This is a genomic window from Arenibacter aquaticus (assembly GCF_003957295.1).
Lineage (GTDB): Bacteria > Bacteroidota > Bacteroidia > Flavobacteriales > Flavobacteriaceae > Arenibacter > Arenibacter aquaticus.
In genome coordinates this window covers 74,932-99,136 of the sequence record NZ_RQPJ01000005.1, presented here as the reverse complement: position 1 = coordinate 99,136, position 24,205 = coordinate 74,932, and the positions used below count along the sequence as shown (strand labels likewise).

Annotated in this window: 20 protein-coding genes; 8 read left to right on the top strand and 12 right to left on the bottom strand. The window is 40.0% G+C overall.

Translation table 11 applies throughout. The annotated features are described in order from the left end of the window. The first annotated feature begins 286 nt into the window (after positions 1-286). The 4 genes from EHW67_RS09920 to EHW67_RS09905 all read left to right on the top strand — a co-directional run bounded on the left by EHW67_RS09920 (position 287) and on the right by EHW67_RS09905 (position 3,303). Positions 287-505, top strand: coding sequence for a hypothetical protein (locus tag EHW67_RS09920; protein WP_126162233.1), 219 nt, complete (start codon positions 287-289; stop codon positions 503-505). Next, a complete protein-coding gene (locus EHW67_RS09915) occupies positions 502-1,032 on the top strand; it encodes a hypothetical protein (RefSeq protein ID WP_126162232.1) in 531 nt (176 codons plus the stop codon). The genes EHW67_RS09920 and EHW67_RS09915 overlap by 4 nt, the downstream gene beginning before the upstream one ends. A 40-nt stretch (positions 1,033-1,072) precedes the next feature. Next, entirely contained in the window at positions 1,073-2,104 is a 1,032-nt protein-coding gene (locus tag EHW67_RS09910) for a zinc-dependent alcohol dehydrogenase family protein (RefSeq protein WP_126162231.1), read from the top strand. A gap of 236 nt (positions 2,105-2,340) precedes the next feature. Next, complete coding sequence (locus EHW67_RS09905; RefSeq protein WP_126162230.1) at positions 2,341-3,303, top strand: bile acid:sodium symporter family protein; 963 nt, start codon at positions 2,341-2,343, stop codon at positions 3,301-3,303. Positions 3,304-3,386: 83 nt separating this feature from the next. On the opposite strand, the gene EHW67_RS09900 is transcribed toward EHW67_RS09905, so the two are convergent. Together EHW67_RS09900 and EHW67_RS09895 are read right to left on the bottom strand one after the other, a co-directional pair. Continuing rightward, positions 3,387-4,808: a sulfatase family protein gene (locus tag EHW67_RS09900; protein WP_126162229.1), complete on the bottom strand. Its 1,422-nt coding sequence runs from the start codon at positions 4,806-4,808 to the stop codon at positions 3,387-3,389. 58 nt (positions 4,809-4,866) lie between these two features. Then, entirely contained in the window at positions 4,867-6,006 is a 1,140-nt protein-coding gene (locus tag EHW67_RS09895; RefSeq protein WP_126162228.1) for a response regulator, read from the bottom strand. Between the two features lie 208 nt (positions 6,007-6,214). On the opposite strand from EHW67_RS09895, the gene EHW67_RS09890 reads away from it, so the two are divergent. Genes EHW67_RS09890 through EHW67_RS09880 form a run of 3 tightly spaced genes read left to right on the top strand, consistent with a single transcriptional unit; the run spans position 6,215 to position 12,078 of the window. Further along, entirely contained in the window at positions 6,215-9,301 is a 3,087-nt protein-coding gene (locus EHW67_RS09890) for a hypothetical protein (RefSeq protein ID WP_126162227.1), read from the top strand. A gap of 1 nt (position 9,302) precedes the next feature. Further along, a complete protein-coding gene (locus EHW67_RS09885) occupies positions 9,303-10,535 on the top strand; it encodes a hypothetical protein (protein ID WP_126162226.1) in 1,233 nt (410 codons plus the stop codon). Next, a complete protein-coding gene (locus tag EHW67_RS09880) occupies positions 10,522-12,078 on the top strand; it encodes a cellulase family glycosylhydrolase (protein ID WP_126162225.1) in 1,557 nt (518 codons plus the stop codon). Before EHW67_RS09885 ends, EHW67_RS09880 begins: the two co-directional genes overlap by 14 nt. A 199-nt stretch (positions 12,079-12,277) precedes the next feature. Here the strand turns inward: EHW67_RS09880 and EHW67_RS09875 are convergent, their stop codons facing one another. Both EHW67_RS09875 and EHW67_RS09870 read right to left on the bottom strand, forming a co-directional pair. Continuing rightward, positions 12,278-13,507 (bottom strand): glycosyltransferase, encoded by a 1,230-nt coding sequence (locus tag EHW67_RS09875; protein ID WP_126162224.1) that lies wholly within the window; start codon positions 13,505-13,507, stop codon positions 12,278-12,280. Positions 13,508-13,747: 240 nt separating this feature from the next. Continuing rightward, positions 13,748-14,983, bottom strand: a complete 1,236-nt coding sequence (locus EHW67_RS09870; RefSeq protein ID WP_238389890.1) for an oligosaccharide flippase family protein — start codon at positions 14,981-14,983, stop codon at positions 13,748-13,750. Positions 14,984-15,232: 249 nt separating this feature from the next. On the opposite strand from EHW67_RS09870, the gene EHW67_RS09865 reads away from it, so the two are divergent. Next, the gene (locus EHW67_RS09865) at positions 15,233-17,308 is read left to right on the top strand and encodes a tetratricopeptide repeat protein (protein WP_126162223.1); all 2,076 of its coding nucleotides are present in this window, start codon (positions 15,233-15,235) and stop codon (positions 17,306-17,308) included. A gap of 46 nt (positions 17,309-17,354) precedes the next feature. On the opposite strand, the gene EHW67_RS09860 is transcribed toward EHW67_RS09865, so the two are convergent. From EHW67_RS09860 to EHW67_RS09825, 8 genes are all read right to left on the bottom strand, one after another. Then, on the bottom strand, positions 17,355-18,062 hold the full coding sequence (locus EHW67_RS09860) for a LytR/AlgR family response regulator transcription factor (protein WP_126162222.1): 708 nt from the start codon (positions 18,060-18,062) through the stop codon (positions 17,355-17,357). Positions 18,063-18,064: 2 nt separating this feature from the next. Further along, the gene (locus EHW67_RS09855) at positions 18,065-18,385 is read right to left on the bottom strand and encodes an Hpt domain-containing protein (protein WP_126162221.1); all 321 of its coding nucleotides are present in this window, start codon (positions 18,383-18,385) and stop codon (positions 18,065-18,067) included. Next, on the bottom strand, positions 18,382-20,742 hold the full coding sequence (locus tag EHW67_RS09850; RefSeq protein ID WP_126162220.1) for a PAS domain S-box protein: 2,361 nt from the start codon (positions 20,740-20,742) through the stop codon (positions 18,382-18,384). The genes EHW67_RS09855 and EHW67_RS09850 overlap by 4 nt, the downstream gene beginning before the upstream one ends. Continuing rightward, positions 20,732-21,277, bottom strand: coding sequence for a heme NO-binding domain-containing protein (locus EHW67_RS09845; protein WP_126162219.1), 546 nt, complete (start codon positions 21,275-21,277; stop codon positions 20,732-20,734). The genes EHW67_RS09850 and EHW67_RS09845 overlap by 11 nt, the downstream gene beginning before the upstream one ends. A 75-nt stretch (positions 21,278-21,352) precedes the next feature. Then, positions 21,353-21,754 carry a response regulator gene (locus tag EHW67_RS09840; RefSeq protein ID WP_126162218.1) on the bottom strand — a complete coding sequence of 134 codons (402 nt, stop codon included), beginning with the start codon at positions 21,752-21,754 and terminating at the stop codon, positions 21,353-21,355. 122 nt (positions 21,755-21,876) lie between these two features. Continuing rightward, a complete protein-coding gene (locus EHW67_RS09835; RefSeq protein ID WP_126162217.1) occupies positions 21,877-22,374 on the bottom strand; it encodes a MaoC family dehydratase in 498 nt (165 codons plus the stop codon). Positions 22,375-22,437: 63 nt separating this feature from the next. Beyond that, on the bottom strand, positions 22,438-23,226 hold the full coding sequence (locus tag EHW67_RS09830) for a glucose 1-dehydrogenase (protein WP_126162216.1): 789 nt from the start codon (positions 23,224-23,226) through the stop codon (positions 22,438-22,440). 78 nt (positions 23,227-23,304) lie between these two features. Then, entirely contained in the window at positions 23,305-24,048 is a 744-nt protein-coding gene (locus tag EHW67_RS09825; RefSeq protein WP_126162215.1) for an SDR family NAD(P)-dependent oxidoreductase, read from the bottom strand. Positions 24,049-24,205: the final 157 nt, after the last annotated feature.

The window sequence follows — 24,205 nt, the reverse complement described above, 5'->3', positions numbered from 1 at the left end:
GAGACCTTGGAAATCTTGCTTTAATTGGGAACCCACTTTGGATATCGGGTGCATATAGACCGCATATTTGTCAGGTATTGTAGAGTTTTACCTGGATGCCCAAGGACTTGGGCACTGCCAAGAGAATCCTGTGTTTTGTTTAAAACTAACAGCATCAGCACCTCGAAGAATGATTTGTACAGTTAGTACAACTATTCCGGACTATTGTTTATAGGGTTTAATATAACATTAGCTAAAAGGGATAGGAGGAAATTTTTAGCTAGTTGGAAACCTAAAATTTTATAACATGAAAGATTTACAGCAAATATTGAAGAACATTACCCAGTTGACCAATAATATTGAGACGAACTATCCGGAACTTTATCATTTTTTGGATGAAAATCCCATGACCTTGCCCGCTACGGCGAACCCGCAATTGGATATCAATGTATTTAGTCAGTATTTAGATGACCTAAAACTACTCTTAAAGCGGCATCTAAAGAGTCACAAAGGTAAATTGGAATGAAACGATTAAAAAAAGCATTGCTTTTTGGTCTGTTTCTGCTAATGGGTCTTATAATACTGTCACTTTGGTATAGCATCACCTTTTCCATGGGGGTGGTGCAGGCTTATGACGTTAATGAGCCCTCCCTAGAAAAAAAGCTATTGATAGCTACACAGGGGAGCGATTTTAAAAACGCCCTGACCTCTGCTGTAGTTGAACGCTATAAACAGGACTCTGTATATATCCGGGTTGTTGATGTTACTTCATTGGATACCATAAATCCAAAACCATTTAATGCTATTTTGATTGTTCATACCTGGGAATACTGGAAACCTCCCAAAGCGGTATCTGCCTTTACTGAAAGAGCAAAAGAATACCATGAGAAAATGGTCTATCTAGCTACCTCCGGTGATGGAAACTATAAAATAGATGGTGTAGATGCCCTTAGTGGGGAATCTATCCTAGGGAATGCACCTTTTTTTGTAGACGAGGTCAATCATAAGCTAGGTACAATACTTGGTTTTAAGGATCTTCCTAAATCCGATTAAACAGCAGGCTGCTAAAAAATCTAATAAATTAAAGGTCCATATGAAAGCAATGATTTTGAACGGCATAAGTAATTTAAAGGTTAATAAGTTTCCTTTGGATTTGGTAGACATTCCCATGCCCATTCCCATCTACGGTGAAGTACGGATAAAGGTTTTGGTTTGTGGGGTATGCCATACAGAGCTGGATGAAATTGAAGGTCGATTGGCACCAATAGCTTTCCCTGTGGTTCCTGGGCATCAGGTTGTGGGTATTGTGGACAAATTGGGCCCTGGGACTTGTAAATTTAAGAAAGGCGATCGGGTAGGGGTTGCATGGATCCACTCGGCATGTGGCCGCTGTACATTTTGTTTGGAGGGGAGGGAAAACCTGTGTGATCATTTTAAGGCTACTGGTAAGGATGCCAATGGCGGTTATGCCGAATATATGACGGTAGGGGAAAAATATGCCCATAGCATTCCGGATTTTTTTTCAGACATCCGGGCAGCTCCTCTTTTATGCGCTGGTGCAATAGGGTACAGGGCCGTACAGCTGGCTAATATAAAGGATGGCGACCGTGTAGGCCTTACCGGATTTGGAGCTTCTGCACACCTTGTCCTTAAATTGTTGGGTTACACCTATCCCAAGACCAGGATTTTTGTATTTGCCAGAAAGAAGGAAGAACAAGCCTTTGCTAGGGAATTGGGAGCCGTATGGGCAGGGGATACCGCAAATTCATCCCCAGAAAAACTGGATAGTATCATTGATACCACCCCGGCATGGAAGCCGGTGGTAGAAGCGCTTGCCAACTTAAAAAAAGGAGGTAGATTGGTAATCAATGCCATTCGTAAAGAGGAAATGGATAAGAACTACCTTCAAAAGCTAAATTACCAGGATCACCTTTGGATGGAAAAGGAAATTAAATCGGTTGCCAATTTAACAGCAAAGGATATTGAAGATTTTCTCGTGCTCGCCGCTAAAGCTTCTATTGAGCCAAAAGTTGCGGTATACCCCTTGGAGGAAGCCAATACAGCACTACTAGATCTAAAGGAACGACATATAAAAGGGGCCAAGGTGTTGAAGATACACAGATAGGCAAATCTTTATTTATAGCTTTGTCAATTGTATATTTAAGCTGTTGCTTCCTTATATTGGCATAATATTAAACCTTAAATTTACAGCCCATAAGAGGGGCCTGTCACTTATTTATATATTTCTTTTAAGTATAGATAAGTATTGGCAATTATATGTACTATTGATAGTTGTAGCGACTGTTAAATGCCTAATGTTGTAAGGAGCCCGTTTTTGATAAATGTAAATTTTTTATAGGAATGAAATTTAAAATCGATGGGTTTGTCCTGTTCATAATAGCCGTCATTGGAATAGCTTATATATTCCCCCATTGGGGCATGGCAGATAGTAAAATCCCGATTGATACCATTAGTGCGATAGGGATCTCTTTGATTTTCTTTTTTTACGGGTTAAAATTGAGTCCGAATAAATTAAAAGCGGGACTTAAAAACTGGAAGCTACACCTGTTGGTGCAGCTATCCACTTTTATGATTTTTCCTATTATTGTTTTGGCGTTTTATCCGTTTATGCAAACTGAAGATCAGCAGACCCTGTGGTTGGCTTTTTTCTTTTTGGCAGCCCTGCCCTCTACGGTTTCATCTTCCGTGGTAATGGTATCTATGGCCAAGGGCAATATTCCTTCCGCCATTTTCAATGCCAGTATTTCAGGAATTATTGGAATTATGATTACCCCACTGTGGTTGGGGCCCTTTGTAACAAATGCCATGACAGATTTTGATTTTACCGAAATCTACGGCAAACTAATCCTGCAAATTATATTACCTGTAGTAATCGGCTTTCTTTTACAACGCTTTTTTGGGGACTTGGCGCAAAAGTACAGTAAGCGATTAAGCTTGTTTGATAAATTAATTATCCTGCTTATTATTTACAAAAGTTTTGCGGGATCATTTGAAGGAGATATATTTAGTGCGGTATCCCTTATAGATATGCTAGTGCTCTTTCTTGCCGTATTGGCATTATTTTATATAGTGTTTTATTTAACAGGTCTTGTAGCCAGAAAATTTAAATTCAGTCCGGAAGATCAAATTACGGCCCAATTCTGTGGCACTAAAAAATCTTTGGTACACGGTACGGTTTTCTCAAAAATATTATTTGGTAATATGGCCTCGCTGGGCATTATTTTGTTGCCCATTATGATATTCCATGCCACCCAGATATTTATTTTGAGTATTATAGCCGGTACAAGGGCCAGACAACTGTAGGCATAGAAATTGCTTTTCCTGTATTGGGGCAAAACTGTTATGGCCAATCATTAGTGGCCTTTGCTTAGGTTTTTATTATAGTTTTATTCCTTGGCAACCAGTTGGTCTTTTCCCTTTACCATTTTGGATCGGTGTTCTTTTACCACGGCGTTGATCTTAGCAATGATTTCAGGATGACTGGCGCTCAGATCAAAGTTTTCAGATGGATCTACACTTAAATTGTACAAGATGGGCGGGTCATGTACTTCCTTCTTGCCAAACTGACCATAGGAACCCTCTGTAATATAATGTGCTTTGTAATCACCAAGTCGAGCTGCATATAGCTGTGTTCCCCTATAGTAAAAAACACTGTTTCTAGGAGTAGGTTTTCCTTCCAGTAAGGTACCGCTTAGGTCAAACCCATCCATAATCCTATCCTTGGGCATTTCAGCACCTGCCAAGGCACTAAAGGTAGAAAATAGGTCCATGGTAGTGCCCAATTGGCTTACTACGGCGGGCTCAATATTGGATGGGGACCAAAAGATACAGGGTTCGCGCATGCCACCTTCCCAGGTCATACCTTTCCCCGCTTTCAATAGTCCTGCACTTCCACCATTAACACCATAGGAAAGCCAAGGACCATTGTCCGAAGTAAAGACCACAATGGTATTCTTGTCCAAGCCTTCTTCCTTTAAGGTGGAGATTATTTGTCCTATACCGTGATCAATTTCCTCAACCACATCACCATAGAGGCCCCTTTCGCTCTTCCCTAAAAATTCGTCCGATGCAAATAGGGGTATATGGGGCAGATTATGGGCCAGATAAATAAAGAAGGGCTTATTCTTATTTTTTTTAATGTAGTCTATGGTCTCTTCCGTATACCTTTTGGTAATGGTATTCTGGTTGGCTGGTCTTTCAATGATTTTGGTATTCCTCATCAAAGGAACATTATAGTTCTCAGTGGGTAAATTTCCTTTGGTTCTTCTTTTTACCTCATAATCACCTACAAAATCCATATCGTTGGAGTAGGGGATACCATAATAGTAATCGAAGCCGTTATGTGTTGGCAGGTATTCTTCTTTGTGCCCAAGGTGCCATTTACCTATACAGGCTGAGGTGTATCCAACGGTCTTTAATTGTTCTGCTAGGGTTATCTCCGAGTTTGGCAGGCCATATTTAGAATTAGGGAACAACACCCTTTTTACATCACTGGCCATACCACTTCTTACAGGTAAACGTCCCGTTAATAAGGCTGCCCTGCTGGGCGTACATACACTGGCCCCAACATAAAAATTAGTCCACTTTTGCCCTTCGGCGGCCATTTGATCCAGATTAGGTGTTTTTATGGTGGGGTGGCCATAAGTTCCAAGGTCTCCATAACCCAGATCATCGGCAAAGATGATAATGAAATTAGGGGAATTGCCCAAGTTCTCCTGGCTATAACCCAATCCGTTAGAGACAGTAATTAGCAATAGGGTAAAAATAGTCTTAAGGAATCCCTTTATTCCACACCGTTTTGTATTCATGGTCTAGTTTGTTGGTTTTTGAAGGCGGAAGATAACAAAAAACAACCATTTATGGGTTTTATTTGTATACTACCGCAATTTGTGCCAATTGCCCCACAATTTTGAGGGAATCTTTCATGGATAATTTAGAGCCATCGGCATGAATCCAACGTTTTAAGGGTTGTTCACATATCATATTTGTGGCCTCCTTTTTGCCATAGTGCTTGCGCATGCGCATAAATATTTCAACATCGAACAGCCACTTGGTAACAAACTTCTTTTTAAACATGGATGAGGCAATTTCCCTGTTCATTACCTTGGCCCCGCACTGGGTATCCTTAAAGGGCATTCCAAGGATTTTTTGGATAATTATATTTATTGTTTTACTAATAATTTTTCTGGCAGATTCCTTGGTAATGTCGGCCCCCATTCTACTAATACGTGAGCCACTTACAATTTTAAATTGAGAGGTTTCCATGGTTTTTACCAAATCGTCAAAATCCCTAAAATCTGTAGAAAGATCCGCGTCCAGATAACCTATATAATCAAATTGTTCATCCTGCATCAGATACTGGATTCCCTGTCTTACTGCTTCCGCTTTTCCACCATTTTTTTTGCAATTATAGACACTTATATTGGACTCGTTGCCTTTTCTCAATTCCTCCAATACTGCCAAGGTGTTGTCTGTACTTCCATCGTTTACAAAACACAGGTGATAGCCAAGGTTTTGGTAGGCAAAATTTCTAAATTCATCACTGGAAAGTCTGTCCTCTTCATTATAACAAGGAATGACTACACCAACGCAATTTTTTTGCAGCATGCGGGTACTGTCAGTTTGTTGGGTTACCTCTGGCAATTTAGGACTGCCGATTATACGTTTTATACGTGCTGTCATTTCATCTAAACTTACCGGTTTTTTCATATAATCGTCTATACCAAGAGTAAAGCCGTTTAATATTATAGATTCATCGGTATTTCCGGACATGACCAAGATAGGGGTCTTGGAATCCTTAAAAAACCGAATGTGCTTAACTACTTCCATACCGGACATGTCTGGCATGTTCATATCCACTAAAACAAGATCCGGTTCATAGGTGTCGTAGAGTTGTATTCCGCTAATAGCGCTATTGGCCGTTTGAACTTCATAGCCAAGTTGAGTTAATCTTTTTTCTACGGATAAGCGAATTAGTTGTTGGTCATCTATAGCTAAAATTTTCATAGGTTAAGTTTTAGGTTTTTATTTAAAAAGACTTGTTTGTTGATGTTATTTAAGCAAATGTAGCAACATACTGCCCCTCAAATTTGGGTGCCAAAGTTCAATGGCGGTTTTCTGTAGGTGAATGGTTTTTTTGATGCGATAGCTGATATATAGTCTCTTATACAATAATGCTATCTTTAATTTGTTATTAATTTGTTATAACCTTTCAATGAAAAACACCAATAGCTTACTGGTCTTGGCCTTGTTTTTTGGACTTGCATTTCACGGTGCCAGCATCTTTTTTACGTTGGAATCTACCTATGATGCCCTGATCCATTTATTTTTTGCCGATCACTACGCCAGTAGTTGGTTTGAACCTTGGGATTATAGATGGTACACGGGGTTCACTGTGCAAGGGTATCCGCCTTTGGTTCATCAATCTATTGCCCTATTGTCTTATGTAGGTGGATTAAAATTTGGAATGTTCACGGTAGCCCTTATAGCCATTGTGTTATTCATTACAGGTGCATACCGTTTTGGACTTTTAATGACAGGCAACCAGAAAGTGGCGGGCTATACGGCGCTATTGGCGGTTTTCTCTTCTACTTTTATAGAAACATTACATATTTTTGGACAGCTGCCCAGTATTATAGGGCTTTCTGTTCTCTTACATTCCCTGCCCGAAATATATTTATGGATCAAAACGGGGAAGTATTATTATTTGATAACCTCTTTGTCCTTAATAGCCGTAACGGTTACCTCCCACCATGTGACTCCCATTTTTGGAATGGTATTCTTTATTTTTCCTCTGATAGGAATGGTTATTATGGATGATTCCAGAGATAGGGTCAATACCAATAGGGAACTCACTTTTGGAGTATTCTTTAAATCTTTCACCAAATTATTTTGGCGCATCATAACATTTGGATTTTCTTCCTTAGTACTAATAGTGGTATGTATTTTGCCCTATTGGATCAATTCCAAAAAGAATCCCATAACCCAAATTCCTATTCCACACGGTTCTAGGGATAACTTTTTGGAGGTAACCTCTTCTGGCCTGGTATTCTTTATCATTCCTTGGGGTATACTATTGTTTTTGCTCCCCTATATTTTTTATAGGTATTACAGTAAGCGCTATTTGTTCTTTGGGCTGTCCATATCGGCACTCAGTATTTTAGGAACTGGTGGTACAACCCCTATTCCCTTAAAGGTATTGGGGGAAACAGCCTTTAATATCCTAACCTTGGACCGGTTTACTCTTTGGGCCACCATTATGGCACTTCCTATTTTTGGGGAATTCGTTTATAGATTGGTAGAAGGTGATTTAAAGAGTCAACTTCAGCATCGTTTTGGAGCCATTTATCACAGGCTACTTAGTACGGTTTTGGGAGGGGGAATCCTTCTTATGGTTGGTTTCACCATGACTCTAGGGTACTTTAGGCCATCACAGCCGCAAAAAATAAATATGTTGCCCATCGTTAATTTTTTAAATCAGGACCAGCATGACAAGTGGCGATACCTACCCTTGGGCTTTGGAGATCAAATGGCATGGCTATCGGCACAGACAAATGCTATGACGGTTGATGGAAATTATCACTCGGCAAGGCGATTGCCCGAATTGACCACCAGGGCCATTGAACGTTTGGAGAATTCCAAATTTAGGGGGGTAGAGGGCATTGGTTCCCTACAACAGTTTTTGACCGTGCCAGAGAAATACAACCTAAAGTATATTTTTAGCAATGATAAATTTTACGATCCCATTTTATACTTCTGTGGATGGCAACGCCTGCAGCAGCTAGAAAACGGGATAATGGTGTGGGAAAAATTAAATGTACCTCCGCTGCCTGCCAACCTGCCCAAAGAGGATGTGGCACAGTGGTTGAAACTGATGTGGGGCACCATCCCCATTTTAACGGTGCTTTTGGCCTTTGTAATAAATATTCAATTGCTATGGTATAGGGTGTTGAATTCCAAAAAACTTCCGCTGCCAGCCTACATGAAATATGGGGTTAACTATACTAAATTTCCCTCTGCTCTAATTTTGGTAAACCATATCTGGGCACTTTTGGTTTTTTTGTGTTTCGGATTTGGGATCTATCAATTTTATTTGCAGAATACCGCGCAGCGATCTCCCCAAAATGTGGTCAAGGCCTATTACAACGCCTTGGATTTTAAAGAATTTGAGACAGCCCATTCTTTATTGGATACGGAAAAGGGAGTTTCCATAGCACAATACATGCAGGAGGTTTCAGTAACCGATGGTATTCTTAGTTCATATGCCAAATTGGATGCTATGGAAATAAGGTTGTTACATGAGACCCGGCATAATGCAAAGGCAGAGGTGAAAACCTTTTGGGTAACACCCCTAGAAAACATTCAGAAGACCTATACCCATGATTTGGTGGAACGCGATGGTAAATGGTATATAGTTCCTACATATTTGGATAGCGACCTTCCTCCTGATCAATTGTTCAGTAGCAACAATACTACTTTTTACAACCATGGAAGAAGGAGAATAACTACAGAACAGACACATCATGAGGATGTGTTACAACAGCCAGTCCTGGAGGTACTGAGTGCCAAATTGGTGAAAAAAGATGGACGGTTTTCAGTAATCGGGGAATTGCAGAACGTAGATAATGTACCTGCCGACGTAGTGATAAAGGCTACCCTTTATAATGAAGACGATAAGGAACTGGCACATTACAACGCCAAGTATCATATGAAACACAAGCTTATGCCCATGGAGACCACAACCTTTAAAATTAATTTTGAAGGTATTGCCTGGTCACAGACCACGGATACGCTACCCCCGAGTTTTAACCCGGATGAATTTACCCCAGTGGAACTTGAGGGACAGCCAACAAAATTTAATCTTCAATGTGCCGGAAATGTGGCCAATATCGATCTTTATAAAGGTTTGGTGCTACAGGAATTAAAAAAGGTCCCTACCGGCCTTAAGGGACAGCTTTTTAATTCTGGAATTCAAGAAGTAACCATTCCCCTGTTGTTGATATCGTATTACAACAAGGAAAAAGAACTCCTCTGGGTTGACCATAAATTTATAGGGGATGGGGTTAGGGTACAACGCAAACAATCCTTTAACTATACCCTATTGGAAATGGATAGCATTGTGGTTATTAACAGCAGTTTAAAGAACTGCTTTGTAAATGGTCTTCCCAATGCAGAGATTGCAGATAAATTAATTACAGAGCGTAATACACAACATGTCTTTGAGCAACTACAGCCATTTTCAGGATCTGGCTTTGAGTTTATAAAATTGGAGATGAATAGCTATATTGGTAATCCGAGATAAGATGAAGTGGTCAATCTACATTCTGGCATGGTTTATTTTTCTTGGCTGTAAAGAAAGGGCAGAGGTACCAACGTCTAACCTAAAGGTGAAAAGGCAGACTGTTAGCGTACCTTCAACTGTTGGCATGGGATTGGAATTTGAATTTCATGTTCAGGGGGATGGAAATCTGGCACTACTGCTGGACAGTAGTTTTGGTTCTATGCTCTTTAAACCTAAAATATCCAATGATAAAGTCCGGTTCACGGTTTTGCCCAAATTTACCCAACAAGCAGGGGAATATAGCTGGAAGCTTTTAGGCAATTCCAAGGTATTGTTTTCAGATACTTTTGTCTTGGCACCTAGAAGTGGGGGCACTCATGTAATGGAAACCTATTTTGGACCAAGAAATGTTAGGGCAGGGGGGGATGACTATGCCATGCTTACCGTAATGCCTACAGATGATTATGACAACCCACTTCCGGATAGCACTTTGGTTTCTATAAGCCAACAAATTAGTTCCAAAACCAAAGTATTTGAAAGTAGCATTAAGGATGGTATTGCCTGGAAGTTGCTTTATGGGGAAGAAAGTACTGGCCGTATGTTGGTAAGTGCAGCGGTGGGCAATACGCCTTCCAAAGAACTTACCGCTATGATTTCTCCATCAAATAGCCGCAACTTCACCATCGGATTTGAACGGGTACATGAGTATGCAGACGCTAACCAGGTAATCAGCTTTACAACCTCGGTTATCAGGGACAAATATGGGAACAGGGTAAGTGATGGGACCTTGGTGAATTTTATAGTGGTGAACAAAGAAGGTGCATTGCTTAAATCTATGGGGACTACGTTGGGCGGAGTGGCAACTGCCAAAATGTTGCACCCTAGCCATGCCGAAGATTGGCAGGTTAAGGCTTTTATTACCGGAGAGGCGGAAAGTGATATGTTAAAACTACATTTTAAAAGTGCAGTACAAGATTTTAAAGTAGGGTTGTCCAAGACCAATCGTAAGATTACAGTGGGCCCTATCCTAGGGTTTATGGGCCAGTTGGTGCCGGAAGGACTGCTTATAGAATTGGAAATTTATGATGGTAATGGAGATTTTATTGAGGTCAAACAAAACAATTCTAGAATGGGAAAGGGGTCTTTTGAATTGAAAGAAGGATTTTACCCTAGTGGCCAATACCAAATAGTAGTCCACTTGGCTGGAATTAAAAAAGAAATGAACATAAAACTGACCCCTAATGAAGTGGAATAAAAACATCTTAAGGGTTCTTTTAATAGGTTCATTTTTGGCTGTAAATGCTTTGATCCTTTTTGGTATAAGTTCTGTTTGGTCCTATCTTAATACAGGTGCAGACCGCTCAGCTATCCTTCACCTGGTAACTGAAAAGTCGCCCACCTATTTGCCCTCGGTGGTTTGGGACACCACTGCAGTGGAAGGTCGGCCCATTGAACAACAGACCTTGGCGAAGGTAGAAAGGGATTATTTGGACGGATGGTTGGTTAGAAACAATGCCATGGCAACCAACAATCCTTATGGGATCTCCGATTATTTTACCAAGAAGGCTAGGGCCAAACTCTATAAAATACTAGAAGCTAACAAAAATAGTGGCGCCAGTTTTGTACAGACCACCTTAGAACATTTTCCCAAGCTAAATTTTTACAGTGCGGATGGAACCCAGATTTCTTTTCTGGATAGGAATGTATTGCTTTATAAGAAGAGCTATGTTGACGGAAATCCGGTCCTGGAATACAAGGAAACGGCAAGCTTCCAGGTGATTATGCTATTGGAGGATGGTTTTTGGAGGGTACGTCACCTTATACGTGTTGCTTCCCAGCCTAGGGAAGAGGAAGAAAAGCCATCTATGAGTGATGGTGTCAAGGAAGCTTTGAGCAACATTAAAGGACTTAATTATTACCCTAAGGACAGTCCGTGGGATACTTTTGGGAATCACTATAGCGATGGTATTGTTGCAGCCGATTTAAGAACCATTAGAGGTATGGGGCTTAATACGGTTCGTATATTTATTCCGTATGCAGATTTTGGAAAGGCCCGTATAGAGGAGGACCGACTTGCCAGGGTACGGGCATTTTTGGATGGTGCAGAGAGGGAAGGGCTTCAGGTGGTCATTACCCTATTTGATTTTTATGGCGATTACAGTGTGCCCAATTGGACACAGACCTTTGCACATGCCCATAAAATGGTAAACGCCTTAAAGGATCATCCCGGTCTATTGGCGTGGGATCTAAAAAATGAACCTGATTTGGATTTTGAAGCAAGGGGGAAGGAAGAGGTGTTGGCCTGGTTGAGCGAGCTTGCCCTAAGGGTGAAAAAATGGGACGGATTGCATCCAGTCACCATAGGTTGGTCAAGTCCGGAAGCGGCGGTGAATATGGCCAAAGAAGTGGATTTTGTTTCTTTTCACTACTATAGGGATACGGGTGATTTTATATCTGCATATGAAAAAATGCTAGGAGCTATTCCCAAAGGAAAAATAACGGTGTTACAGGAATATGGGAAGTCTTCCTATAGCGGCGTATGGAATGCCTTTCTAAACTCGGAAGCACAACAGGCTGCCTATTATGAGGAATTTCAATCTATTCTGGACAAGAAACAGATACCATATTTATTCTGGACATTATATGATTTTAAAAAGGTGCCATCAACGGTTGTGGGCAGTCTGCCATGGCGCAGGGCCCCGCAGCGATATTTTGGTTGTCTGGATGCAAGTGGTAAACCCAAAGAAGCGTATTACATTTTTAAGGACACCCTTGAAAACAGAAAAGGGAACAACTAATAAAACCGTTCCCCTTTCCTCACTTAACCTAAAACTATATTTTATTAGTGAAACTCAATTTTGAGAAGTCAGTAAGACGCCCTGAAAATTGAAAGTTGAACTAATCCCGCCTTTTTCGGCGGGATCTAGGTTCAATACCTCGACCCTTGGGTCGATTCCTATTATAGGGTTCAGGGCTTGCCCTGAGGTTTAATACCTTTTATTTTTCCAGTTCTGCCACTCTTTTAGGTAATTTTAAAGAAAAACCTTCGGATTTCGCCAATTGAATCGCTTGAAAATAATTCACATACATATTGGTGATTTCGGACATTGGCAAAGAGCAGGCCGCTTTATAATTGTTCATTCCCAGTTGAATGCGATAAAGATCATCTTCTAATATATTCTGTATGGCATCGGCCAAGGATTCTGCGCTTTCTGGTTTAAAAAACTCACCCTTATAACCTTCCTCTTTTACAAGAATACTCAGATCGCCCAGGTTGGGAAGGGCAACAGCTTTGCCATAACTGCCTGCCTGGTGCAATACCCCGGAACTGCCCGTGGTGGAAGTATAGGGAAACACGGTAACTGCACAGTCCTGAAAAATTCGGGGGACATCTTCCTCGGCCACGTAGCCCGTAAACCGCAGTTGTGGCACGTGCTTATATTGTTGCTTTATTCCTTCCAAATAGCCAGGAGTATTGGGGCTGTCCGTACCTGCAATTACAATTTCCAAATCCAATAGGCTACGTTTTCTAATAATTTCTACGGCCTCTATGAGTATTTCTACCTTTTTGTAGGTTCCAAATTTACCAAATGCCATGATCTGTTTTGGGCCTTCCGGCAAACAATAATTGGGTTCCGGTGGTGTTTCAAAGGCACCGTGGGGTACAAGTGCAACGTTTCTAGCCTTGTATTTTTTCTCTAGGACATCAACATATTTACTAATGGTAACAGCAAGGACATCAGAGGCTAAAACAAATCTGGTAAGGGTAGCACCTATAAGTCCGTAGATTTTTTGAAGAAGGATATTCTTGGTAATGCCCGCATTGGCTAGATCTACTTCCTCCATAATATTGTGTAGTAAGGAAATGGTGGGGATTCCTTTAAGCTTGCATATTAGAGGTAAGAGCAGACCTAGGGCAGCGGGAATTTTTTTATCACCAAATTTTAGGAATTGAAGGTTAAACAATACCGCATCCGGCTTTGTTTCAGTGATGGTTTTACTTATGCTTAGCATGTTGGTGTAACTATTAAAACTCCAACATTCCTTCACGGTAATTTTACAACCTTCCTCTTCAAAATTCAGATCTTTTTCTTCAGTGGTCTTATCGGTGATCAAAACAATTTCACTTACCTCATTTTGCATTCTAAAATGCTTTACTAGATGATATCCGTATTCGGTTAGCGTTACTTTACTGGGGGGATAAGCGGTTACAATTGCTAGTTTCATAGGTTAAGTTTTATATTGGTTTTTAAATTTTATTTCTGTTACAAATATCCTTATTATGTAATGTTTGTTATGGGGATTAAAGGTGGTTGGTCTTTTGGTGTAGACGAATGGTAAAGGAGTTTGGTTAAGTTGATATTTGTTGATCTTGGGTATGTTGATAATTGTAATGTTTTCGCTGTCATGGTTTTGAAAGGACATGGGAGCCAAACGGCAAAGAACATTTTATGGGAACCGGGATCATTATTTTATGGATTTACTGAAAAAGTAAAGTGCTTGGGCTACCAATAGAGCTATCATTACCACAATTTGAATTTGAACGATCATTGTGAGACTACTGTGAAAGATAATAATCAATAGCACTTGGGATATTCCCAATATCCCGGATAGCAATATGGGTATGTAATGGTCCAATGACAAAAAATAGTAAGCAAAAATATTGGAAATAGCAAAAAGTGATGTTGCCAAGGCATATTGCCATAGTAAGGGTCCCATTGAGAGGTAGGCCTCCCCAAACAATAAATTTATGATGGGTTGGGGAAATAGATAGCAGGCCAATACAATTCCGAATGATAATAGTCCAATTAACCCTATGTATTTTGAAAGTACCGGTACGGTAGGTTCCCCATCCTTATGTCTTTGAACCACTTTGGGAAGTAGTAGCATTACAAACATCCAGGCTACAAAATAGACCACCCTACCAATCAGAGCCAATGAGGCGTATAGCCCGGCATCCAATGCATCAAAATAGTGCTTTACTAAAAGAATGTCGCTGTTGTTTATAATGATCTGTGTTAGCTCATAACCTGCAGTAAGCCCTATAAATTGTAATACTTTTTTGGATTTTTCTTTTGAAAGTTTATTCTTGGTGTAGACCTTCACTCTCCTCATATCAATAGGAATCAATCCAAATAGAAAAGAAATCCCAATGCCCAGGGCAACCAAAATAGAAGGTTCAAATGGGAGGAGTACCAATAACGTAATGGTAATGGCCAATCTGCTCCACATTTCAGTTTGGTAGGTAAATGACAATCTACCAAAATCTTGGAACCCCTGGAATTTACCGCGATTAACACTCATAAGAAAGTAGATGGGGATACCAATCCCAAAGATGGTGAACATACCCGTATTTTGGGTCCGAAACAAGGTTTGAAGTTCAGGTGCAAAGTAGACAACCATTGTCCCAATAACAAGACCAAATGTAAGGGCATAGGAGTAGATGGTATTTTGAAAATGGGCATAATCTTCTTCCGAAAATAAAACGGCAAACTTAGCAGTCACCAGTTGAAAGGTCATTCCAACAAAGGAAAGCACCAACAGAAGCGTAATCAGTAGTGCAGCCTCGGCGAAGGCCTCAGGGCCCAGTATTCTCCCCAGGGCTAAGTTGTACAGGTAGTTGCCCCCATTAACTAGGAGGGCACTACCCATAAACAACTGTGCGGGGGAAATTTTTTTGATAAATGTATTGGTTAAGGTCATACGTTTAATCTATTGTGTTAGCCTATATTCAACTATGGTTTTTAAGACTTATAAACCGTGTTGTTATAAGGCAAATATCTACACAATCGCCTTTTTAAAATGGTCGCTATAGACAGATTGTAGTTTGCTGTAGACGAATGGTAAGTTTTGCACTTCCGGTAAAGTGAAGTAGGACGTAGCTTTACATAAGCTTAATAATAGGATTTATGGCGAACCAAATAGCGACCTTAATTCCACAAAACTTAACCTATGTATACTTATAAAATAATTGCATTATTTTTCTTGTTGTCATTTACTGTTCAGGCCCAACAATCTATGCAAAAGGGATTTGAATTATTGGAAAATGGAAATTTTGCGGATGCCGAAGATTTTTTCGACTCTTATCTAAAATTGGATGCTACCAATAAGACGGCACAGATCTGTTATGGAAGGGCTGTTGGTTTAAACGGAACGCCAGATAGAGCCAATTCCCTTTTTGCCAATTTGGTCCAAGAATTCCCCAATGACTATGAGGTGGCCATTAATTATAATGAATCCTTTTTATGGGCAGGAAAATATGAGGAGGCAAAACCGTTGTATAAAAAAATGGTGGCAGATTATCCCAATGAGTTTGGGGCTTTGTTGGGCTACGCCAATACCTTGAGCAACCTGAAGGAATTTAAAGCAGCCTTGTATTGGGTAAATAAAGCCATTGCCCTGAAGCCGGATAATGAAGGTGCCAAGGTTTCCAGAAAATATATAAAATTGGGCTATGCCAATGAGTATGTAAATGCTCAAAATTATAGGCTGGGGCAACAGTTGTTACAGGAGATTTTTGAGGATTTTCCAGAGGATAAGGAAGTATTGTTAAATATGGCAAATATACATTTGATAACCAAAGAGGTGGATAGCGCCAAGCGTATCTACTGGCGATATGCCACATCTTCCAAAGATTCTATCACCGCTAAAAATGGGATTGCACTGGCAGAGCATATAGGGGGAAATGAAAGGAAGGCCTTGAAAATGGCTTTGCAGGCTAAGGAAAAGGTTCACTCCCTTGGTGATACGGTATTGAGTCAACTCACCTATGACCGTTATGTCCAAGCCCTGATATGGAACAGAAAGTTTAATGACGCCAAAAAGGAAATAGACAGTTTAACCAGGGTACATCCTAATAGTAGTTGGGTACAGGCGTTGAATGCAACCTTAGGGATGTATACCGGGGATTTTAAGGTAAGTTTGTCCAATTATGACACTATACTCTCCAAGGACAGCATCTCATTTGACGGGAACTTGGGAAAGGCAAATGCCCTTTTTGCCTCAGATCGTATCGTTCCCGCATACAAGGCTGCTTTTCAGACCTTGAAAATATTTAAGGATCAAAAGGATGCACAGGGCTTTATTGAAAAAGTAAATGGATTACATACCCCTAGTATTGAAGAGCATGCGGCCTACACCTTTGATAATGGAAATAACATAGCCTTTTCCAATATAATAAATACTTTCCTGCCTTTTTCTACCAAATTTAAAACTACCCTAAGTTATCAATATCGTACTACAGAAAATACGGTTACCCAAAACAAGGCGGACTCCCATGTTGTGTTGGCAGGTTTGGGATACAAATTAGCACCCAATGTTGACTTAACCACAATTTTGGGGTTTAACAACAGTAGGTTTATGGAAACTGCCTATACCCAACCTGTACTACATGCCAAATTGAAGCTGAAACCCTATAAATTACAGCATTTGGAATTGGGGTACCAGCGTGAGGTTCAGAATTTTAACGCAGATCTAATAGAGCGGGAAATAGTAATGAACCATTATGGACTAAATTACAACCTAGGTACCAATATAAACCTAGGTTGGTACACGCAATTGATGCACACACAACAGACCGATAATAATAGCCGAAATCTGTTGTTTACCTCTTTGTACTATACAGTCTTACAAAAACCAGCACTTAAGTTTGGTCTAAATTATCAGTATATAACCTTTGGGGAGCAAGTGCCTACCATTTATTTTAGTCCTGAAAAATATCAGGCCGGAGAGGTTTTTGGGGATATTAGAGGAAAAATATCAAAACACACCAACTATATGGGCAGCGTGGCTACTGGAATCCAAAAAGTGGAAAGCGATCCCCAGACCGCAATTTTCAGGGCCGAAGCAGCTATACAGCACCAATTTGGCAAACGTCTTAGTGGAAATATTTATGGAAAATATAGCAATATAGCATCGGCCACGGCTGCTGGATTTGAATTTACGGAAATCGGTTTTAAATTAAAATGGTCCATGACCCAAAAACCCTTGTTCTACGCCAAACTTAAGCAAGCATATCAAGTGGATTAATATTTACTAAAGCTCACCTGAATAGTAATATTTTTTAGGGGATAATTTAAAGAAGGTTTAACCGTCTCATTAATTCAGGCCTGTTAGAGCGACTGATAGGGATTACGTTCTTGCCAATTAAGACACTGTTGTCCTCTATGTCTATGATCTTGTTAAAATTGATGATATACGATCGATGTATTTGGAGAAAAATCTTTTCAGGAAGTTTTTCCTTTATTTTCTTAAGGGTGGTATGTACGTGATAGGTTTCTTTTTCGGTTTTGATATCAATATAATCACCTTTGGCCTCAATGACCATAATCTCATTGAATTTTAATTTAATCAAGCGTCTGTCAATATTGATGTACAGATCTTCACCATCTATGGTGTTCCCCTCTTCCTGGGTGGGACGGCTATTTGAAGGAGTGGAGTTTTTTATTTTTCGGATCGATTTTTCAAATCGCTCCATGGTAATGGGCTTTACCAGATAGTCTACTATGGACTCATATTCATAGGCCTCTATGGCAAAATCCGTGTCGGAGGTGGTCAATACAATTTTAGGGGAATTTTTTAGGGTTTGCACAAAATCGACTCCTGAGAAACCAGGCATATGAATATCAAGAAAAACTATATCTATGGACTCTTGGTTTAAAAATTTTATAGCATCAATAGCGTTGTCAAATTCGGCAATTACATCCAATTCGGGGATTTTGGAACACAATTGTGATACAATGGCCCTGGCCGTTAATTCATCGTCTATGATAATACAGTTCATATTTATATGGTTCTAAGGTATTGGCTAATATGGTTTAGGATTTCTTGGAAGTCTTTATCCAGACCTGTATCCTTCTTTCTTAAATTTTCCTCATAAATAACGGCAAGGCCATAGGCTTGCTCCATACCAAGGATATTAAATTTATGCTTTAGTTTATGTACAATTTCGGCTGCCATATCCCATTGGTTTTGTTCAATATGATGGCAGTAGGTATTCACTTCTTCCGGGAATTCCTGTTTAATAATGTCAATGAATTTTTTTTCAAAATCCGTATCCTCTCCAGACAGTTCCTTTATATAGTTTAGGTTAGGTGTCTCTGTCATGTTGTTTTCTTTAAAGTGAAAAAGAAGGTAGTGCCCTTATCTTTTTCAGAATTTAACCATATGTCCCCTTCGTATAAATCTACTATTTTTTTTACAATGGAAAGTCCTATTCCGGTAGAACGCTCTCCTTCGCCAATAGACTGGAATATTTTGAATATTTTTTCATGATACTCTTTTGGGATGCCTATTCCGTTATCTTCTATACTAAACTGCCAATGGGTTGAGGTCTCCGTGCTACTTACTTTGACCAGACCTTCGGTATTGGTAATGTGCATTACGGCGTTGCCTATGAGGTTCTGGAATAACTGGTGCATTTTAGTCTTATCGGTTTCCAGAACAGGAAGTGTATTCATAATTACAACCTTAACATGGTCTGGAATAAAGATGATTTCGCGTATCTCTTGTATTACGATGTTTAGGTCTACCCGTTCAGTTTTTAGGTTATCACTGTTTATGCTGGAATAGTTTAATATGCCATCAATAAGTTTATCCATACCCTCTATTTTCTCCTGCATCATCTGCAACTGGTTTAGGCCATTGCCATCCAACACTTCCTGGTAATCCTCCTTCATCCAACTGGCTAGGGCACTAATACTGCGCAGTGGCGATTTTAGATCATGCGAGACAATATGGGCATATTCCTGAAGTCCCCTATTACTGGTTTCCAACTCCCGAAGTAATTTTTCCTTTTGAAGCTGCAGATGTTTTTGTTGTGTTATATCCAAATGTATTCCAATTGAACCTACTATAGAGCCGGCTTCATCATATCTTGGCGCACCACTTACCAACCAATGTTTTACTGTACCGTTTTTATCCACAATTTCTATTTCATAGGAATCGGACTTGCCCTGCTGCCTTTTTTTGTTTTTATCGTTAATAATATTGTGGTCGGTTACCTTTATAATATCTATGGCTTTTTGTCCCAGCAGTTCCTTTTTTGTATAGGAGCTCATGTTGCAGAAACTTTGGTTTACCATTTGTATCACATCATCGTTGTCTACTTCAATGAGTCCCAGATTCATATTGGCTATTATACTACTGTATTTTTCCCGTTGGGCCTCCAACGTTCGCTTGTAATTGCGTCTTAGGGTAACATCTTGGTAAGTCCATAAATGACCTTTGTACTTCCCGTTGTTAAAAATGGGAATGTAGTCCCGCTCCAGAATTCTACCATCCACCATTTCCAGTTCATCCGAGACCACCATTTTTTGTTCTTTCAGAATTTCTTCAATTCGCTGAACAAAAGCTTTTGGTTTTTTAAAATGGACTTTGTTCTGCTCTGCGGCAGCCTCACAATCTACTCCTACTAATTGCTCTGGGGTTGCCGGTATTTGAAAAAGGTCACAAAAAAGTTGGTTGGTAAGGGCTATTTTGCGGTCTTCGTTTTCTAACAATACCCCGGTTTGTAAGTTTAGAATAAGAGTTGAGAGTCTGTTTTCACTAGCCTTTAACTGTTCTTCCGCCTCCAACTCCTTGGAGATATCCTCAATAATGGCCACCTGAAATTCTACCTCCCCTTTAAAATTCCTAACAGCGCTAACATTGGTCTTGGCATGTAATAGGCTACCATCTTTTCTGATATACTGTTTGGTAACCGTAAAACTGTCCAATTCACCAGATTTCATTTTCTTAAGAAATTGGTCTGCCTCTTGGGTGTTATATGTTGCGCTGATATCATTGACGGTTAAATTTTTAAGTTCTTTTTGCGTATACCCCATCAACCTTGAAAAACTGGGATTCGCTTTTACAATATTCCCTTCTACACTTAGGACGATGCCCAAAGGCGAATTTTCTACTATGATATCCTGTTGTTTTTTCTGCTCGGCCAACAATTGTTTTATTTCCGTTTCCTGGCTCACATCCCTAATGATACCCTGGGCAGCAATAGGTTTCCCATTTGGATCATAAATTAAGTTGGCGTTGATCTGTACATGCTTTTCGGTTTTATCCTTTAGAATGATTTTAGCCTTATAATTCTTTAGGGTTCCAACTTCTAATAAAAAATTAAAAGACTTTATTGTGTACTCTAGATCATCTTGGTGGACCAATTTGGATAGATTAATTTTATTTTTGGTATGGTCATAGCCCAAAAATTCTTTGGCAGAATTATTCATGTTAATAACATTGGCCTTTAAATCCATCACCACATATGGGTCTATAATATTAATAAAGGCACCATCCAGCTCAGAAATTTTTTCATCTAGCAGATGTTGTAATTTGCTATTCTCCTGTTTTAGGTGATGCACTGTATTGTAAAGTTCATGTGACTTGGCCTCCAAAATTTTTTCTGCTTGAATGCGCGCCTTTTTTTGGCGTTCCAGAGCCTTTTTCAAAAGTGTAACCTCTTTACTTTCCATTTTGAACAATATCGAATTTTACTTCAGTGCCATCTTCCTGTAGCAGTTCATAGCTCACTTTTGCCGAACTATTAAAATGCTCAAAACACTTTTCAATTAGTCCGTGAGCCAAGGAATACAAACCCCGTGATGAGGCGTAGATCATAGAAATGGAATGCTCTGTTTTATCTAGGATTTTGAAGGTGGGGAGTTCTGCATCGGGATATAGTTTTTTTACATGAACATGTATGTGGTCCTCAATGCTATATAACAGCCCTAAAGGATTGGAGTAGCTCTTTATTACCTCAGGGTGTGCTTTCCCTAGGCTGCTGAATAGGTAGTAGCCAAAGGTATGGAGTAGAGTATTCGCATCTATTTTTACCGTGTTGCTTAAATTGGTAATCAGATTCACCATTTCGTTGAATTCATAGGTGCCAACGGATGTATAAATGCCTTCGGATTCCAAACTGGATTTTTCAATGATTTCATCTACTACCTCCAAGCCGAATTTGGATTCTACCATTTCCAAAAATTCCGTAAATACAATTCCTTTCATCTTAACTGATTTATGTTAAATGTAGGAAAACGCTTAACGGTGTAAAAAAAAATGTTGTGAATGCCCAGAAAGTTGTTATTTTTTCACCAGTTCGTTTGCCTCCCAATACGCCAAAACTTTGCTTAGCTTTTCTGCATAATCCTCATATTTCAGGGGTTTTAGAACATATCCTGCAATTCCTATTTTATAACATTCCAATAAGTCGGCCCTGTTTTGCGATGTGGTTAAAACAACTGTGGGCAGATATCGGAAACTATCGTGCCCCTTAAGGATCTTTAGAAATTCAATTCCACTCATACGCGGCATATTAAGATCTAAAAAGATAATATCGGGCAGCCCTGTACCTGAATTTAGAACCTTCAACGCCTCTTCTCCATTCTTTGCTTCAGTAATTTCATGTTTTAACCCTAATTTGGCCAGGGTCCTATGAAGTTTCATGGTTTCAATGACGTCATCCTCAATAAATAATATATTCATTATGGGCATATTTAAATTAGTAACAAAGTACGAAAGATTGGTCTTAATAAAAACGGTAGTGTAGACGAACGGAAATTAAGTGTAGACCAGTGGACAATAAGGTGTGGTGGGTGTATTGTAATTTAGACGGGATTTGTATAGGCCTGGACCAGGAATTCTGCTACACATGCCGGCTTTTCTTCTCCTTTAATTTCAAACACAATTTTTAATTTGTATTTGCCACCCCCTTTAATTGGAGTAAAGTCCATTAGGGAGACAGTTGCCCTTATTAAGGATCCCACTCTGGTAGCGTTCATGAAACGTACTTTGTCCAATCCATAATTCACTCCCATGGCCACATCCTGTATATGGTAGGTTTCGTAGCAAAATTTAGAGGTTAGTGAAAGGACCAAAAAACCATGGGCCACAGTTGTTTTGTAGGGGGAATGGGCGGCAGCTTTTTCAGGATCCACATGTATCCATTGCTTGTCCCCCGTAGTGTTGGCAAAATTATTGATCATTTCCTGGGTTACGGTCATCCAATTGGAAATTCCCAAGTCCTTTCCTATGTAATCAGTTAAATCTGATAGATGTGCAATTTCTGTAGAGTATCCCTTGTCCAATGCTTTTTTGTTTGCCATATCGTATTTTCAATTTATATGTTTCCCACTGGTTATGGTCCACTGGGTTGGTATTATTCATGTTTAAGCCAATCCGCCAGCAACCATATGTCCTCCATCTGCCGTAAATACAGATCCGGTACAATAACTGGAAGCATCGGAGGCCAAAAAACAGGCCAGACCGGAAAGTTCATCGGGAAGTGCCATTCTCCCTGTCGGTAAATGTCGTGTTATTTGGTCCAATATTTTTTCGTTTTGCCAAAGTGCAGCACTAAATTTGGTTTTAATAAGCCCTGGGCAAATGGCATTGGAACGAATCCCATGCTTGCCCCATTCCACGGCCTGCGACTTGGTCAACATAATTAAGGCAGCCTTGCTTACACTGTATAAACCAAGGCCGGCACTAGGTTTCATTCCTTCAACCGAGGCAATATTGATGATACTGCCCCCGCCTTTTTCTTTCATCAGAGGATAACAAAGGTTGGCCAATAAGAAAGGAGCCTTAAGGTTTATATGCATTATTTTATCAAAAAGACCTTGATCCATATTTTCCAATGTCCCATAATAGGGATTGGTTGCGGCATTATTCACTAAGATGTCCACCCCTCCATAGGTTTCAACAGTTTGTTCCAGAAGATTGTGTAGGTGTAAGACATCGCCAACGTGACAGGCAATGCCTTTGGCTTCCAGTCCGTCCGATCTTAAATTGTTCGCCACTTGGTCTACTGCTTCCTGGTTGCGGGAGCTTATGACTACCTTGGCACCAAATTGAGCCAGTCCCCTGGCAATAGATTCCCCAATACCTTTACTGGCACCCGTAACAATAGCTACTTTGCCTGTAAGGTCAAATTTTTGTTGTATTCTTTCTAGCATAGTAAGGTTTATAATTGAACAAATGTGCCTAAGAATTAGCGGGATGTTATAAAAAAAATGAACATAACAAAGGTACCACTACATGGGCATGGCACCCCCATTGGCATGTAAGGTGTGGCCACTAATAAATCCGGCCTCCCTGGAAGCCAGGAATAAATAGGCATTTCCCATATCTTCAGGGGTACCTATTCGTCCCACAGGAATGGTGGCGATCCCAGCGTTAATTACATCTTCTGGCATGGAATCGGTCATATCGGTCTTTATGAATCCGGGGGCAACGGCATTAACCGTGATATTATATTTGCCTACTTCCCGACATAGTGAATGGGTAAAGCCAACAATGGCAGCTTTACTGGCGGTATAATTGGTTTGCCCAAAAGCCCCTTGAAAGGCATTTATAGAAGAAGCGGAAATAATCCTACCATATTTGGCACTCTTCATATGGGGTATTACCGCTTTGGCGGTTATGTATAGGGAGTCTACATTTACGCGCATTACCTGGTCCCATTCCTCTCGGCTCATTTTTAGGATAGATCTATCACGGATAACTCCTGCATTGTTGATCAGAACGTCTATTTTACCATATTTGGCTATAATTTTTGCTACGGCCGTATCAACCGATTCCTGCTGGGCCACATCTACTTTTTGGAAAAATATTTTGCCGCCTTTCTTAGCAATTTTATTGGCTGTTTCCTGTCCATCATCTAAAATATCCCATAAGGCTACGGTAGCCCCTTCTTGACAAAAAATGGAGCAAATTCCTTCTCCAATGCCTCTTGCTCCACCAGTAATAATGACTACCTGTCCCTCTAGTTTTTTCATTTCTAAGGTTTAATCGATTTTATTTCAGTAATTTAAAAAAAACTTAGGAGAGAATCAATAAAGAAAGATCAAGTGTTGTTTAAAGGGCAATAGTCAATATTTTTGAGTACAAGCCTAGCAAGTGGTCCATTTGGGATACTTGGGAGCTGAGTGGGAA

What these genes read in the sequence shown, in the direction of transcription:
- EHW67_RS09845 (WP_126162219.1), bottom strand. Translation starts at nt 21,277, where the DNA reads ATGAAAGGAATTGTATTTACGGAATTTTTGGAAATGGTAGAATCCAAA.
- EHW67_RS09895 (WP_126162228.1), bottom strand. Translation starts at nt 6,006, where the DNA reads ATGAAAATTTTAGCTATAGATGACCAACAACTAATTCGCTTATCCGTA.
- EHW67_RS09840 (WP_126162218.1), bottom strand. Translation starts at nt 21,754, where the DNA reads ATGAATATATTATTTATTGAGGATGACGTCATTGAAACCATGAAACTT.
- EHW67_RS09900 (WP_126162229.1), bottom strand. Translation starts at nt 4,808, where the DNA reads ATGAATACAAAACGGTGTGGAATAAAGGGATTCCTTAAGACTATTTTT.
- EHW67_RS09890 (WP_126162227.1), top strand. Translation starts at nt 6,215, where the DNA reads ATGAAAAACACCAATAGCTTACTGGTCTTGGCCTTGTTTTTTGGACTT.
- EHW67_RS09910 (WP_126162231.1), top strand. Translation starts at nt 1,073, where the DNA reads ATGAAAGCAATGATTTTGAACGGCATAAGTAATTTAAAGGTTAATAAG.
- EHW67_RS09915 (WP_126162232.1), top strand. Translation starts at nt 502, where the DNA reads ATGAAACGATTAAAAAAAGCATTGCTTTTTGGTCTGTTTCTGCTAATG.
- EHW67_RS09905 (WP_126162230.1), top strand. Translation starts at nt 2,341, where the DNA reads ATGAAATTTAAAATCGATGGGTTTGTCCTGTTCATAATAGCCGTCATT.
- EHW67_RS09865 (WP_126162223.1), top strand. Translation starts at nt 15,233, where the DNA reads ATGTATACTTATAAAATAATTGCATTATTTTTCTTGTTGTCATTTACT.
- EHW67_RS09860 (WP_126162222.1), bottom strand. Translation starts at nt 18,062, where the DNA reads ATGAACTGTATTATCATAGACGATGAATTAACGGCCAGGGCCATTGTA.
- EHW67_RS09830 (WP_126162216.1), bottom strand. Translation starts at nt 23,226, where the DNA reads ATGCTAGAAAGAATACAACAAAAATTTGACCTTACAGGCAAAGTAGCT.
- EHW67_RS09835 (WP_126162217.1), bottom strand. Translation starts at nt 22,374, where the DNA reads ATGGCAAACAAAAAAGCATTGGACAAGGGATACTCTACAGAAATTGCA.
- EHW67_RS09920 (WP_126162233.1), top strand. Translation starts at nt 287, where the DNA reads ATGAAAGATTTACAGCAAATATTGAAGAACATTACCCAGTTGACCAAT.
- EHW67_RS09855 (WP_126162221.1), bottom strand. Translation starts at nt 18,385, where the DNA reads ATGACAGAGACACCTAACCTAAACTATATAAAGGAACTGTCTGGAGAG.
- EHW67_RS09825 (WP_126162215.1), bottom strand. Translation starts at nt 24,048, where the DNA reads ATGAAAAAACTAGAGGGACAGGTAGTCATTATTACTGGTGGAGCAAGA.
- EHW67_RS09850 (WP_126162220.1), bottom strand. Translation starts at nt 20,742, where the DNA reads ATGGAAAGTAAAGAGGTTACACTTTTGAAAAAGGCTCTGGAACGCCAA.
- EHW67_RS09885 (WP_126162226.1), top strand. Translation starts at nt 9,303, where the DNA reads ATGAAGTGGTCAATCTACATTCTGGCATGGTTTATTTTTCTTGGCTGT.
- EHW67_RS09875 (WP_126162224.1), bottom strand. Translation starts at nt 13,507, where the DNA reads ATGAAACTAGCAATTGTAACCGCTTATCCCCCCAGTAAAGTAACGCTA.
- EHW67_RS09880 (WP_126162225.1), top strand. Translation starts at nt 10,522, where the DNA reads ATGAAGTGGAATAAAAACATCTTAAGGGTTCTTTTAATAGGTTCATTT.
- EHW67_RS09870 (WP_238389890.1), bottom strand. Translation starts at nt 14,983, where the DNA reads ATGACCTTAACCAATACATTTATCAAAAAAATTTCCCCCGCACAGTTG.